Consider the following 13,820-nt stretch of genomic DNA (forward strand, 5'->3'; position numbering starts at 1 on the left):
TCGACTGTTTTTGTTTACCTTTAAAAGGTCGTTTTCGTGAGAATGATCTCATTTGCGTTTTTTTGATATGACCAAGGAATATTGAATGGAAGATTTGAATGTTGTCGACAGCATAAATGGTGCGGGCACCTGGCTGGTGCGCAACCAGGAGCTGCTGCTGAGTTATGCGGTTAACATCGTTGCGGCTATCGCTATCATCATCATCGGGATGATCGTGGCGCGTATTGTTTCCAATACCGTTAATCGCCTGATGCTGGCGCGCCATATTGATGCGACCGTGGCTGACTTCCTGTCTGCGCTGGTGCGTTACGGCATTATTGCCTTCACGCTGATTGCCGCGCTGGGGCGCGTTGGCGTACAAACGGCTTCCGTTATCGCTGTGTTGGGGGCCGCCGGTTTAGCGGTCGGTCTGGCCTTACAAGGCTCTTTGTCTAACCTCGCGGCAGGCGTACTGCTGGTGATGTTCCGTCCTTTCCGCGCGGGAGAATATGTCGATCTCGGCGGCGTCGCGGGTACGGTACTGAACGTACAAATTTTTTCGACCACCATGCGTACCGTGGACGGCAAAATTGTGGTGATCCCGAATGGCAAGATTATTGCCGGAAATATCATTAACTTTTCCCGTGAGCCGGTGCGTCGTAACGAATTTATCATTGGCGTGGCGTATGACTCTGATATCGACCAGGTGAAAAAAATCCTGACCGATATTATCCAGTCCGACGAGCGTATTCTGAAAGACCGTGAAATGACGGTGCGCCTGAATGAGCTGGGCGCCTCCTCCATTAATTTCGTGGTGCGTGCATGGAGTAAAAGCGGCGATCTGCAAAATGTTTATTGGGATGTGCTGGAACGCATTAAACGTGAGTTCGATGCCGCAGGCATTAGCTTCCCGTATCCGCAGATGGACGTGAATTTCAAACGAGTGAAAGAAAACGCGGAATAAGCCGTTTGCCGTTTCGCCCGGTGGCGCTGTCGCTTACCGGGCCTACAGGTTTGTTTTGTAGGCCGGATAAGGCGTTAGCCGCCATCCGGCATTTCCTTCCCCCTTTATTAATTCCCCTAATCTGCGATTAAAATTATCAATTTCCGCTAATGATTCTCTCGCGCTATAGTCTGCGCTTAAGAGAAATAGTTCGGAATAATTATCGTGATATCTTATTATTTTCAAGGTCTTGCGCTTGGCGCGGCCATGATTCTACCGCTCGGCCCGCAGAATGCGTTTGTGATGAATCAGGGGATTCGTCGGCAGTATCACATCATGATTGCGCTGCTTTGCGCGATCAGCGATTTAGTGCTTATCTGCGCAGGCATCTTTGGCGGCAGCGCATTGCTCATGCAGTCCCCCTGGCTGATGGCGTTAGTGACCTGGGGCGGTGTGGCGTTTTTATTGTGGTACGGTTTTGGCGCGTTAAAAACGGCAATGAGCAGCAACCTGGAACTGGCCAGCGCCGAGGTGATGAAGCAGGGGCGCTGGAAAATCATCGCCACGATGCTGGCGGTGACGTGGCTGAATCCGCACGTTTATCTGGATACTTTCGTGGTGCTGGGTAGCCTGGGCGGGCAACTGGATATGGAGCCGAAGCGTTGGTTCGCTTTGGGAACCGTCAGCGCCTCTTTCTTGTGGTTCTTCGGTCTGGCACTGCTGGCCGCCTGGCTGGCGCCGCGACTGCGTACCGCCAAAGCCCAGCGTATCATCAATACTCTGGTAGGGCTGGTGATGTGGTTTATCGCTTTTCAACTGGCAAAAGAAGGGGTTGCACACGTTCACGCATTGTTCAACTAAGCGTTGTCTGATGGACAACGCGCAGATACCCGCTAAGCTTGCCTGCATGCGCCCTGAGTTTCAGGGCGATTAACGTAACATGGAGGAGCGACAGTGAAGTTCAAAGTGATGGCCCTTGCGGCATTAGTCGGATTTAGCGCAATCCCGGTACAGGCAAATGAGTTGCCGAATGGACCGCACATCGTGACTTCCGGGACGGCAAGCGTGGATGCGACGCCTGACATCGCCACCCTGGCGATTGAAGTCAACGTGTCGGCAAAGGATGCCGCTTCCGCCAAGAAACAGGCCGATGAGCGTGTTGCGCAATACCTTTCTTTCCTTGAACAAAATCAGATTGCCAAGAAAGACATCAGCTCTGCAAACCTGCGCACTCAGCCGGACTATGACTACCAGAATGGTAAAAGTGTGCTGAAAGGCTACCGCGCGGTGCGAACCGTTGAAGTTACGCTGCGCCAGCTGGACAAACTCAACTCCCTGCTGGATGGCGCGCTGAAAGCGGGTCTGAATGAGATCCGGTCGGTGTCATTAGGCGTTGCGCAACCGGATGCCTATAAAGATAAAGCGCGTAAAGCGGCGATTGACGACGCGGTTCACCAGGCTGAGCAACTGGCAGCGGGCTTTAACAGCAAGCTGGGGCCGGTTTATAGCGTGCGTTACCACGTTTCTAATTATCAACCGAGCCCGGTGGTGCGAATGATGAAAGCGGACGCGGCGCCTGCGGTGTCGGCCCAGGAAACCTATGAGCAGCCGACAATTCAGTTTGCTGATCAGGTCGATGTGGTGTTCCAGTTAGAACCAGCAGCAGAGACAAAAGCACAGTAAGCGTTGTTGAAACGTCTTATCCGGCCTACAAAATAACCTGTAGGCCTGATAAGCGTAGCGCCATCAGGCACGGCGCGTTAATCCTGCCTTAAAACCTTATGCCCATACTCCAGCAGCGCGTCAGTCACGTTGCGCATCATACGGCTTTCCGGCGCAAAACGGTGCCAGTAGAGCATCCTACGCTGGAACAGGCCCGGCGTTAAATCGATCAGCTCACCGCTCTCCAGCTCTTTCTCGATCTGCAAATGCGGGATCATACAGCAGGTGGTGCCCTGACGCGCGAGCTGTACGAAGGCTTCGGAAGAGTTAACGATATGGCACGGCACGCTGCCCGGCGGTAAATCGAAGTTCTGCTGTAAAAAGGCCTGGTGCATGTCGTCCAGATGGTCAAACGCCACTGCGGGCGCTTTCAGCAGCGCGGAACGGGTGACGCCGTTGGGGAAGTAGCGCTCGGCGAAGGGTTTTGATCCCACGAACAGATAGTCGAGTGCGCCAAGTTTGTCTACCAGGCAGCTTGGCAGCGCCTGGTGCTGAATACTCACCGCGCCAACCACTTCGCCGCGACGCAGACGTTCCTGGGTGCGGGTTTCATCTTCCACCTGCAAATTGAGGCGAATAGGCGAGTCGGCCAGAACCGGCGCCAGCGCCGGAAGCAGCCAGGTCGCCAGACTGTCGGCGTTGACCGCCAGCGACAGCAGCAGCGGCGTGGAGCCGGTTTGCTCATCGCCAAGCCACTCATCTTCCAGTAGCTCTACCTGACGCAGCAACGCCAGCAATTTTTGTCCTTGTTCGGTAGGACGCGGCGGAACGGTACGTACCAGCAGCGGTTGCCCAAACATATTCTCAAGCTGTTTTATGCGTTGTGAGACAGCGGATTGTGTGATGCACAACTTCTGTGCGGCGCGTTCAAATCCCCGTTCACGAATCACCGCATCCAGCGCTTGTAGTGTTCTGTAGTCTGGACGTTTCATTGCTCTGAGGTACTCCTGAAATTTTTCTTATCCCGCACTATGACATAAATTTCACTCAGGTACAGACGAAATCCGCCGCTTGCGAGCGGGGCCGGAGGGATTTTTTCGCACAATGATCTATAATGCGCCTGAATTTTCACACCACAGGCGAAACGATCATGACGCAGGATGAACTGAAAAAAGCAGTAGGATGGGCGGCACTTCAGTATGTACAGCCCGGCACCATTGTGGGCGTAGGTACCGGTTCAACAGCCGCGCACTTTATTGATGCGCTGGGCACAATGAAAGGTCAGATTGAAGGGGCGGTGTCCAGCTCGGATGCATCTACTGAAAAACTCAAGAGCCTCGGCATTACCGTTTTCGATCTGAATGAAGTGGACAGCCTGGGCGTCTATGTTGATGGCGCGGATGAGATCAACGGCCACATGCAGATGATTAAAGGCGGCGGCGCGGCGCTGACGCGTGAGAAAATCATTGCTTCGGTGGCGAAGAAATTTATCTGCATCGCGGATGCCTCCAAAGAGGTCGATATTCTGGGTAAATTCCCGCTTCCGGTGGAAGTGATCCCGATGGCGCGCAGCGCTGTCGCACGCCAGTTAGTGAAGCTGGGCGGTCGTCCTGAGTACCGTCAGGGCGTAGTCACTGATAACGGCAATGTGATCCTCGACGTATACGGCATGGAAATTCTTGATCCGATCGCGATGGAAAACGCGATTAACGCCATTCCGGGTGTCGTGACCGTCGGCCTGTTCGCCAACCGTGGCGCGGATGTGGCGCTGATTGGTACGGCAGACGGCGTAAAAACTATCGTAAAATGATCTGGCGAGGGTGATTCATCCCGCGTTAAAAAAATTTGGCAGGGCAAATTTGGTGACTTGTGTCACGTTTTGGGTGTTGCCCTGCCGATCTCTCCAAAGAAAATCTTATCCCCAGCATTTTCCTCTGCCATTTCACGCTGAATGATATTTCTTCAGAGTGGCGACGCAAACGTTCATATTGCCGCAATAGTTTTTTTTGATATGTTGAAAGGCGGATACAAATCCACATACAACACATCAGTTTCGATAAAAAGACAGGGTCGGGGAAATGGCAAAGGTATCACTGGAGAAAGACAAGATTAAATTTCTGCTGGTTGAAGGTGTGCACCAAAAGGCACTCGAAAACCTTCGCGCGGCAGGTTATACCAACATCGAATTTCACAAAGGCGCTCTGGATACTGAGCAGTTGAAAGAGTCCATCCGTGATGCCCATTTCATTGGCCTGCGATCCCGAACCCATCTGACCGAAGATGTGATTGACGCCGCAGAGAAACTGGTGGCGATTGGATGTTTCTGCATCGGCACCAACCAGGTTGATCTGAGCGCAGCGGCAAAACGCGGAATCCCCGTGTTTAACGCGCCGTTCTCCAACACGCGTTCTGTTGCGGAGCTGGTGATTGGCGAGCTGCTGCTACTGCTTCGTGGCGTGCCGGAAGCGAACGCGAAAGCGCACCGTGGCGTGTGGAACAAACTGGCGGCCGGTTCGTTTGAAGCGCGCGGCAAAAAGCTGGGGATCATTGGTTACGGCCACATTGGCACGCAGTTGGGCATTCTGGCGGAATCGCTGGGCATGCACGTCTTCTTCTACGATATTGAAAACAAACTGCCGCTGGGCAACGCGACCCAGGTACAGCATCTTTCCGATCTGCTGAACATGAGCGACGTTGTGAGCCTGCATGTGCCGGAAAACGCCTCCACCAAAAACATGATGGGCGCGACGGAAATCGCACTGATGAAACCGGGCGCGCTGCTGATCAACGCGTCTCGCGGTACGGTGGTGGACATCCCGGCGCTGTGCGATGCGCTGGCGAGCAAACACCTGGCGGGCGCAGCTATCGACGTGTTCCCGACGGAACCTGCGACCAACAGCGATCCGTTTACTTCTCCGCTATGTGAATTCGACAATGTGCTTCTGACGCCGCATATCGGCGGCTCTACCCAGGAAGCGCAGGAGAACATCGGCCTTGAAGTGGCGGGCAAACTGACGAAGTATTCTGATAACGGCTCTACGCTATCTGCGGTGAACTTCCCGGAAGTCTCCCTGCCGCTGCACGGCGGTCGTCGTCTGATGCATATCCATGAAAATCGTCCGGGCGTGCTGACCGCGCTTAACCAGATTTTTGCCGAGCAGGGCGTTAACATCGCCGCGCAGTATCTGCAAACGTCTGCCCAGGTCGGTTACGTGGTGATTGATATCGAAGCGGATGAAGATGTGGCGGAGAAAGCCCTGCTGGCGATGAAAGCGCTACCGGGTACGATTCGCGCTCGTCTGCTGTACTAATTTGTATACTGTGCCGGGTGGCGGCTATGCCTCACCCGGCCTGTGAGATCGGTTCGTAGGCCGGGTAAGCGAGCGCCATCAGGCAATTCACTGCGGCCACTCCCACACTTTTGACGGCGTCACCACCGCAGGCAGCGGGATATCCCACTCTTCGACAGGCAACTTTTCCACTAACTGACAATCGTGCGCATAACCCACCGGTTGGATCTTATGCTGTCGCCAGTTCTGCAACGTTCTGTCGTAGAACCCGCCGCCCATTCCCAGACGCTGGCCGTCTTCGTCGAAAGCGACTAACGGTGTAACCAGCACATCTAACTGAGAGAGCGGCAGCACGTCGCGCACGTCCAGCTTCGGTTCCTGAATTTTCAGACGATTCATCACCAGAGAGCTTTGCGGATGATAATGCAGAAACAGCAAATTGCCGGGGCTGAACGGATGGAGAACCGGTAAATACACGCGTTTTCCCGCGCGCCAGAGCTGCTCAATCAAGGGTTGCGTGTCCAGCTCGCCATCAAATGAAAGAAACACCGCGACGGTGTGGGCAAGAACCACGGGAGGATAAGCAAGCATTCTGGTGGCGGCCTGTTGACCGAACGCAGTTTGCTGTTGAGACGTCAGCGTACGGCGACGTTGCCGAATCATCTGGCGGATTTCTTGTCGGGATAAAAGAAGTTCAGGAAGTTGCGTCATGGCTGTCGCCAGGTAGAAGGGGAATCTCCGAGATGCCGCCGCAGGCTGTAACCCTTGAACCCTTGGTTCAAGGTGAATGCGTCGTCACGGTTTTAAGGCTTCTCGGACTAGCCGAGCATGCTCACCAACCATGGAGCGCCACATTCTTGTGGTATGAAATATCGGCTCAGGGGACTGGCCCGCTTGCAAACATCTCAGAGAAATTTTGTCTTCACGGTCACTCTACCATAGTAAACCGAAAAGTGTTATTCAAAGTTTTGGCCCGTTTTTTCGGTTATGCGACCCTGATCAAGCAACGCCTGTTCAATGGTCTGTTGAAGCATCCGAATTCGTTGTTCCATGCTCGCCGCGTAGTCGCGGGTCTTCGCTTTTTCCTGAGTTAATTCATAGCTGATGTTCAATGCGGCAATGAAAACCAGCTGCTCAGTATTTGTGACTCTAGTGCGAACTTTTAGATCTTGCAACCGCTGATTCAGATCGTCCGCAGCCTGATTCAACGCATCCCTTTGTTCAGGCGGGCAATTCACGCGGAGTGAACGGCCAAAAATTTGGATATCGACGGGTTGTGCAGACATGCCACCTTCCTGCTGATTGACTGCGCTGCCTTCGCCTCCAGACCCTGGGTCGGCGAAGGGGCGACACTATAGCTACCCCGGTGTGAAGATACAAGCCCTTTTCTGGTTCACCAGGGTCCAAAGTGGTAGCATATCATGAATATCCTCCCTTTGATGACGAATGCTTATGTCTATACAGAACGAAATGCCTGGTTACAACGAAATGAACCAGTTTTTGAACCAACAGGGGACGGGGTTAACCCCGGCCGAAATGCACGGTTTGATCAGTGGGATGATTTGCGGCGGCAACAACGACAGCTCATGGCAGCCGCTGTTGCACGACCTGACGAACGAGGGGCTGGCATTTGGTCACGAACTGGCGCAGGCGCTGCGTAAAATGCACGCGGCAACCAGCGACGCGCTGGAAGACGACGGCTTCCTTTTTCAGCTTTTTCTGCCTGAAGGCGACGAGGTGAGCGTGTTCGATCGCGCTGATGCGCTGGCCGGCTGGGTTAACCACTTTTTACTGGGGCTTGGCGTCACGCAGCCTAAGCTGGATAAAGTGACCGGCGAAACCGGTGAAGCCATTGACGATCTGCGCAACATCGCCCAGCTCGGTTATGACGAAGACGAAGATCAGGAAGAGCTGGAGATGTCGCTCGAAGAGATCATCGAATATGTGCGGGTTGCGGCGCTGCTGTGCCACGACACCTTTACGCGTCAGCAGCCGACGGCGCCGGAAGTCCAGAAACCGACTCTGCACTAAGAACGTAAACGCAATGGAGAGTGTTATGAGCGATATATCTCAGCAGGAGTATCAGCGTCGCCGCCAGGTATTACTGGCGCAAATGCAGCCGGGCAGCGCCGCGTTGATTTTTGCAGCTCAGGAAGCCACGCGCAGCGCGGACAGTGAATATCCGTATCGCCAGAGCAGTGATTTCTGGTATTTCACCGGTTTTAACGAGCCGGAAGCGGTGCTGGTGCTGATTAAAAGTGATGACACTCATAACCACAGCGTTTTGTTTAACCGCGTTCGCGATCTGACGGCGGAGATCTGGTTTGGCCGCCGCCTGGGGCAGGACGCCGCGCCGGAAAAACTGGGCGTGGATCGCGCGCTGGCATTCAGCGAAATCAACCAGCAGCTTTATCAGCTACTCAATGGCCTTGACGTGGTTTACCACGCGCAGGGCGAATATGCGTATGCCGACGAGATTGTTTTCGCCGCGCTGGATAAACTGCGTAAAGGTTCCCGACAGAACCTGACTGCACCGGCGACGATGACCGACTGGCGGCCAATGGTGCACGAGATGCGCCTGTTTAAATCGCCGGAAGAGATTGCCGTCATGCGTCGCGCGGGCGAGATCAGCGCGCTGGCGCATACCCGCGCAATGAAAAAATGCCGTCCGGGGATGTTCGAATATCAACTGGAAGGTGAAATTCACCACGAGTTTAACCGTCACGGCGCGCGCTATCCGTCTTATAACACCATTGTTGGCAGCGGTGAGAACGGCTGCATCCTCCACTACACTGAAAATGAAAGCGAAATGCGCGACGGCGATCTGGTGTTGATCGACGCCGGATGCGAATACAAAGGTTATGCTGGCGACATTACGCGTACTTTCCCGGTGAACGGCAAATTTACGCCCGCCCAGCGCGAAATCTACGATATCGTGCTGGCGTCGCTGGAAACCAGCTTACGGCTGTTTCGCCCGGGAACGTCTATCCAGGAGGTCACGGGAGAAGTGGTGCGCATCATGATCGCGGGGCTGGTGAATCTGGGCATTTTGCAGGGTGACGTGGAGCAGTTGATCGCGGAAAACGCCCATCGTCCATTCTTTATGCATGGTCTTAGCCACTGGCTGGGGCTGGATGTACACGATGTTGGCGTTTACGGGCAGGATCGCTCCCGCGTGCTGGAGCCGGGCATGGTGCTCACCGTTGAGCCGGGTCTGTACATCGCGCCGGACGCCGACGTGCCGGAAGCGTATCGCGGCATCGGCATCCGTATTGAAGATGACATCGTCATTACGGAAACGGGCAACGAAAACCTGACCGCCAGCGTGGTGAAAAAGGCGGACGATATTGAAGCCTTAATGGCGGCGGCGCGTCAGCTATGAGCGTGATTATTGTTGGCGGCGGTATGGTGGGCGCGACGCTGGCGCTGGCCCTTTCTCAGCTTAGCCACGGCAAACTGGCCGTGCACCTGATTGAAGCAAGCGCGCCTGAAGCTGCCGCGCATCCCGGGTTCGACGCCCGGGCGATCGCGCTGGCGGCAGGCACCTGTCAGCAACTGGCGCGGATTGGCGTCTGGCAGGCGATTGCTGATTGCGCAACGGCGATCAACACGGTACATGTCAGCGATCGCGGCCATGCCGGTTTTGTCACTCTGGACGCGCAGGATTACAGCATCGCTGCGTTGGGGCAGGTTGTGGAGCTGCATGATGTCGGTCAGCGACTGTTTGCGCTGTTGCGCAAAGCGCCGGGCGTGACGCTGCATTGCCCGGATCGCGTTGCCAGCGTGGCGCGAACGCAAGAAAAGGTGAATGTCACTCTGGAAAACGGTGACGTGATTTCTGGTCATGTCGTGGTGGCGGCCGACGGTACGCACTCCGCTCTGGCGACCGCCTGCGGCGTGGACTGGCAGCAGCAGCCTTATGAACAACTGGCGGTGATCGCCAACGTTGCGACCGCTACCCTGCATGACGGACGTGCGTTTGAACGCTTTACCCAACACGGCCCGCTGGCGATGTTGCCGATGTCCGAAGGTCGCTGTTCGCTGGTGTGGTGCCATCCGCTTGAACAGCGCGATGAGATCATGCGCTGGTCGGATGAACGTTTTTGCCATGAGCTACAGTCGGCGTTTGGCTGGCGGCTGGGACGAATCACCCATGCGGGTAAGCGCAGCGCTTATCCGTTAGCGCTCACCACGGCGGCCAAAGCGATAACCCATCGCACCGTGCTGGTCGGCAATGCGGCGCAGACGCTGCATCCTATCGCCGGGCAAGGGTTTAACCTGGGGCTGCGCGATGTGATGAGCCTTGCCGAAACGCTGGTGCAGGCGCATGAGTCTGGGGCAGACGTCGGCGAGTACGGCGTGCTTTCTGAGTACCAGTCGCGCCGTCAGGCTGACAGAGAGGCGACGGTTGGCATAACGGATAGCCTGGTGCATCTGTTTGCTAACCGCTGGGCGCCGCTGATTGCCGGGCGCAACGTCGGCTTAATGGCGATGGAGTTATTGCCTCCCCTTCGCGACACGTTGGCAAAACGGACGTTGGGCTGGGTCGCACGATAATTTACCGGTAGGTCGGAATAAAGAAGTAGGCCTGATTAGCGCAGCGCCATCAGGCAATGCCGCGGAAGTAATATAATGCCGGATGGTGGCTTTGCCTTATCCGGCCTACGGTTTTTGATTGTCCTATTTTCAGGAGTACACAGTGCAAAGTGTTGATGTAGCCATTGTTGGCGGAGGCATGGTAGGCCTGGCTGTCGCCTGCGGTTTGCAGGGCAGCGGTTTACGCGTTGCCGTTCTGGAACAGCGCGTTCCACAGCCGCTGGCGAGCGACGCTCCCCCGGCATTACGCGTGTCGGCTATCAATGCCGCCAGTGAAAAACTGCTTACGCGTCTTGGGGTCTGGTCAGACATTCTTGCTCGCCGCGCAAGCTGCTACCACGGTATGGAAGTCTGGGATAAAGACAGCTTTGGCCGCATCGAGTTTGATGACAAAAGCATGGGATACAGCCACCTGGGGCACATCATTGAAAATTCGGTGATCCACTACGCGCTATGGCAAAAGGCGCAGCAGTCAGCGGATATTACCCTGATGGCGCCGGCTGAATTGCAGCAGGTCGCCTGGGGAGAAAATGAAACCTTCCTGACCCTGAAAGATGGCGCGATGCTGACGGCAAGGCTGGTGATTGGCGCAGACGGCGCGAACTCCTGGCTGCGCAACAAAGCGGATATTCCGCTGACCTTCTGGGATTACCGTCATCATGCGCTGGTGGCGACCATCCGCACCGAAGAGGCGCACGGCGCCGTTGCGCGTCAGGCGTTTCATGGCGAAGGCATCCTGGCGTTCCTGCCATTAAGCGATCCGCATCTGTGTTCCATTGTCTGGTCGCTGTCTCCGCAGGACGCTGAGCATATGCAGCAGGCGAGTGAGGATGCGTTCAATCGGGCGCTGAACGTCGCGTTTGATAACCGCCTCGGCTTATGCCGCGTTGAGAGCGAACGCCAGGTGTTCCCGCTGACGGGACGCTATGCGCGTCAGTTTGCCGCACACCGGCTGGCGCTGGTGGGCGACGCCGCACATACCATCCATCCGCTGGCGGGGCAGGGGGTGAACCTCGGCTTTATGGACGCCGCAGAGTTGATCGATGAACTCAAACGTCTGCAACGCCAGGGCAAAGACATTGGTCAATACCTCTATTTGCGTCGCTACGAGCGCAGCCGTAAGCACAGCGCCGCGATGATGCTGGCAGGTATGCAAGGTTTTCGCGAACTGTTTGCCGGAGAGAACCCGGCGAAGAAATTGCTGCGCGATATTGGTCTGAAACTGGCCGATACTCTCCCGGGCGTAAAACCGCAACTGATTCGTCAGGCGATGGGATTGAACGATCTGCCTGAGTGGCTCCGCTAAGCATTTCCCTCCTGCTTCTGAGAGTTTGAAACCCGTCACATTTTCCTCTCCCGGCCTTCGCGCCGGGACGCTTTCCTCATTTGAAATAATCTAATTTCACCTCTCTTTTCGCATTAGTTTTTTTAATATTACGATTTTCAACTATCGTCATTTTTGACATTTTTTCCACATTTAATATTGATATGTGCGGGATGGTTGCGTATTTGATTATCGTTTATGGAGGTTTTTTGTTTATTTCATGGTTTTTTATGCTGAGGCGGGTTTGGCGTTTTTTGGTCATAAGCTAATGTGATGGTTAATTTTGCCTTATGGTTTAGCGTCTGCTTCGGTGGTAAGTTCAGGTAAAAGAGAACGTTTGCGTCGAAGCCCTGGAGTGGCTGCGACGCCGGGTTTCGTGGCGAAGATTTCACCATGAAATGGTTGTAAGCCCCGCTTATTCAATGAGGACAAGATGGCTCAACAGACTCCTTTATACGAACAACACACGCTTTGTGGCGCGCGCATGGTGGATTTCCATGGCTGGATGATGCCGCTGCACTATGGTTCTCAACTTGATGAGCACCATGCAGTTCGCACTGATGCCGGTATGTTTGATGTGTCGCATATGACCATCGTCGATCTACGCGGCAGCCGCACCCGGGAGTTTTTGCGTTATCTGCTGGCGAATGACGTGGCGAAACTCACAAAGACCGGTAAAGCCCTCTACTCTGGTATGCTCAATGCCTCGGGCGGCGTGATAGATGACCTGATTGTCTATTACTTCACTGAAGATTTCTTCCGCCTCGTTGTAAACTCCGCCACCCGCGAAAAAGACCTCTCCTGGATTACCCAACACGCCGAACCTTACGCCATCGACATCACCGTTCGTGACGACCTGTCGCTGATTGCGGTACAGGGGCCGAATGCGCAGGCGAAAGCGGCCACGCTGTTTACTGAAGAACAGCGCAAGGCGGTGGCAGGCATGAAACCGTTCTTTGGCGTGCAGGCGGGCGATCTGTTTATTGCAACAACCGGTTATACCGGCGAAGCAGGCTATGAAATTGCAATGCCAAACGAAAAGGCGGCGGATTTCTGGCGTGCGCTGGTGGAATCCGGCGTGAAGCCGTGTGGCCTGGGCGCGCGCGATACGCTGCGTCTGGAAGCGGGTATGAACCTGTATGGTCAGGAGATGGATGAAGGCGTCTCTCCGCTGGCGGCGAATATGGGCTGGACCATCGCCTGGGAACCGGCCGATCGCGATTTTATTGGTCGCGAGGCGCTGGAAGTCCAGCGTGAAAAAGGCACCGAACAACTGGTGGGTCTGGTTATGACCGAGAAAGGCGTACTGCGTAATGAACTGCCGGTACGCTTTACCGATGCCCAGGGGAATCAGCTGGAAGGCATTATTACCAGCGGCACTTTCTCTCCGACGCTGGGTTACAGCATTGCGCTGGCGCGCGTTCCGGCGGGTATTGGCGAGACGGCGATCGTGCAGATCCGCAACCGCGAAATGCCAGTAAAAGTCACTAAACCTGTTTTTGTGCGTAACGGCAAAGCCGTCGCGTGATTCATCCTTTTTTGGAGATTTATTGATGAGCAACGTACCTGTAGAACTGAAATACAGCAAAGAACACGAATGGCTGCGCAAAGAAGCAGACGGTACTTACACGGTTGGCATCACGGAACACGCTCAGGAATTGCTGGGTGATATGGTTTTTGTCGATCTGCCAGACGTCGGCGCCACCGTTGCGGCGGGCGATGACTGCGCGGTAGCAGAATCGGTAAAAGCCGCTTCTGACATTTATGCGCCGGTGAGCGGTGAGATTGTGGCGGTAAACGACGCGCTCAGCGACTCCCCTGAACTGGTCAACAGCGAGCCGTATGCGGGTGGCTGGATCTTCAAAATCAAAGCCAGCGACGAAAGCGAAATCGACTCGCTGCTGGATGCAACCGCATACGAAGCATTGTTAGAAGACGAATAAATATGCTTCATCCTTCACGCAGCAGGTGTGTTGGCTTCCTCGCTCCCCCAGTCACTTACTTATGTAAGCTCCTGGGGGGTCTC

The 13,820-nt window shown here is 55.0% G+C and carries 14 protein-coding genes and 1 other RNA gene; 11 read left to right on the forward strand and 4 right to left on the reverse strand.

Features of this window, described 5'->3' with window-relative positions; genetic code table 11:
• The first annotated feature begins 85 nt into the window (after positions 1–85).
• From OGX84_RS21750 to OGX84_RS21760, 3 genes are all read left to right on the forward strand, one after another.
• Positions 86–943: a small-conductance mechanosensitive channel MscS gene (locus OGX84_RS21750; RefSeq protein ID WP_012135025.1), complete on the forward strand. Its 858-nt coding sequence runs from the start codon at positions 86–88 to the stop codon at positions 941–943.
• 204 nt (positions 944–1,147) lie between these two features.
• Positions 1,148–1,783, forward strand: a complete 636-nt coding sequence (gene argO / locus OGX84_RS21755) for an arginine exporter ArgO (protein WP_058668062.1) — start codon at positions 1,148–1,150, stop codon at positions 1,781–1,783.
• Positions 1,784–1,876: 93 nt separating this feature from the next.
• The gene (locus OGX84_RS21760) at positions 1,877–2,605 is read left to right on the forward strand and encodes an oxidative stress defense protein (RefSeq protein ID WP_012135022.1); all 729 of its coding nucleotides are present in this window, start codon (positions 1,877–1,879) and stop codon (positions 2,603–2,605) included.
• A gap of 77 nt (positions 2,606–2,682) precedes the next feature.
• Here OGX84_RS21760 and argP read toward each other — a convergent pair whose 3' ends face one another.
• Positions 2,683–3,576, reverse strand: a complete 894-nt coding sequence (argP, locus tag OGX84_RS21765; RefSeq protein WP_012135021.1) for a DNA-binding transcriptional regulator ArgP — start codon at positions 3,574–3,576, stop codon at positions 2,683–2,685.
• Positions 3,577–3,734: 158 nt separating this feature from the next.
• On the opposite strand from argP, the gene rpiA reads away from it, so the two are divergent.
• Both rpiA and serA read left to right on the forward strand, forming a co-directional pair.
• On the forward strand, positions 3,735–4,394 hold the full coding sequence (gene rpiA / locus OGX84_RS21770; protein ID WP_024130929.1) for a ribose-5-phosphate isomerase RpiA: 660 nt from the start codon (positions 3,735–3,737) through the stop codon (positions 4,392–4,394).
• Positions 4,395–4,662: 268 nt separating this feature from the next.
• Positions 4,663–5,895 (forward strand): phosphoglycerate dehydrogenase, encoded by a 1,233-nt coding sequence (gene serA / locus OGX84_RS21775; protein WP_047461397.1) that lies wholly within the window; start codon positions 4,663–4,665, stop codon positions 5,893–5,895.
• An 87-nt stretch (positions 5,896–5,982) separates the two neighbouring features.
• Here the strand turns inward: serA and OGX84_RS21780 are convergent, their stop codons facing one another.
• From OGX84_RS21780 to zapA, 3 genes are all read right to left on the reverse strand, one after another.
• Positions 5,983–6,585, reverse strand: a complete 603-nt coding sequence (locus OGX84_RS21780; protein ID WP_047461402.1) for a 5-formyltetrahydrofolate cyclo-ligase — start codon at positions 6,583–6,585, stop codon at positions 5,983–5,985.
• Between the two features lie 20 nt (positions 6,586–6,605).
• Positions 6,606–6,789, reverse strand: a non-coding RNA gene (gene ssrS, locus OGX84_RS21785) — 6S RNA.
• A 41-nt stretch (positions 6,790–6,830) separates the two neighbouring features.
• On the reverse strand, positions 6,831–7,160 hold the full coding sequence (gene zapA / locus OGX84_RS21790) for a cell division protein ZapA (protein WP_006686880.1): 330 nt from the start codon (positions 7,158–7,160) through the stop codon (positions 6,831–6,833).
• A gap of 166 nt (positions 7,161–7,326) precedes the next feature.
• Between zapA and ygfB the strand changes: the two genes are divergently transcribed.
• The 6 genes from ygfB to gcvH all read left to right on the forward strand — a co-directional run bounded on the left by ygfB (position 7,327) and on the right by gcvH (position 13,737).
• Positions 7,327–7,905: a UPF0149 family protein YgfB gene (gene ygfB / locus OGX84_RS21795; RefSeq protein WP_024130926.1), complete on the forward strand. Its 579-nt coding sequence runs from the start codon at positions 7,327–7,329 to the stop codon at positions 7,903–7,905.
• 25 nt (positions 7,906–7,930) lie between these two features.
• On the forward strand, positions 7,931–9,256 hold the full coding sequence (gene pepP, locus OGX84_RS21800; RefSeq protein ID WP_024130925.1) for a Xaa-Pro aminopeptidase: 1,326 nt from the start codon (positions 7,931–7,933) through the stop codon (positions 9,254–9,256).
• Entirely contained in the window at positions 9,253–10,431 is a 1,179-nt protein-coding gene (gene ubiH / locus OGX84_RS21805; protein WP_112001573.1) for a 2-octaprenyl-6-methoxyphenyl hydroxylase, read from the forward strand. Before pepP ends, ubiH begins: the two co-directional genes overlap by 4 nt.
• Before the next feature lie 142 nt (positions 10,432–10,573).
• The gene (gene ubiI, locus OGX84_RS21810) at positions 10,574–11,776 is read left to right on the forward strand and encodes an FAD-dependent 2-octaprenylphenol hydroxylase (protein ID WP_047461414.1); all 1,203 of its coding nucleotides are present in this window, start codon (positions 10,574–10,576) and stop codon (positions 11,774–11,776) included.
• A 451-nt stretch (positions 11,777–12,227) separates the two neighbouring features.
• Positions 12,228–13,322, forward strand: coding sequence for a glycine cleavage system aminomethyltransferase GcvT (gcvT, locus tag OGX84_RS21815; protein ID WP_047461417.1), 1,095 nt, complete (start codon positions 12,228–12,230; stop codon positions 13,320–13,322).
• Positions 13,323–13,347: 25 nt separating this feature from the next.
• Positions 13,348–13,737: a glycine cleavage system protein GcvH gene (gene gcvH / locus OGX84_RS21820; RefSeq protein ID WP_012135010.1), complete on the forward strand. Its 390-nt coding sequence runs from the start codon at positions 13,348–13,350 to the stop codon at positions 13,735–13,737.
• Positions 13,738–13,820 lie beyond the last annotated feature (83 nt).

Origin of the sequence: Citrobacter sp. CK202 (assembly GCF_030333225.1) — a bacterium.
GTDB classification, from domain to species: domain Bacteria; phylum Pseudomonadota; class Gammaproteobacteria; order Enterobacterales; family Enterobacteriaceae; genus Citrobacter_B; species Citrobacter_B koseri.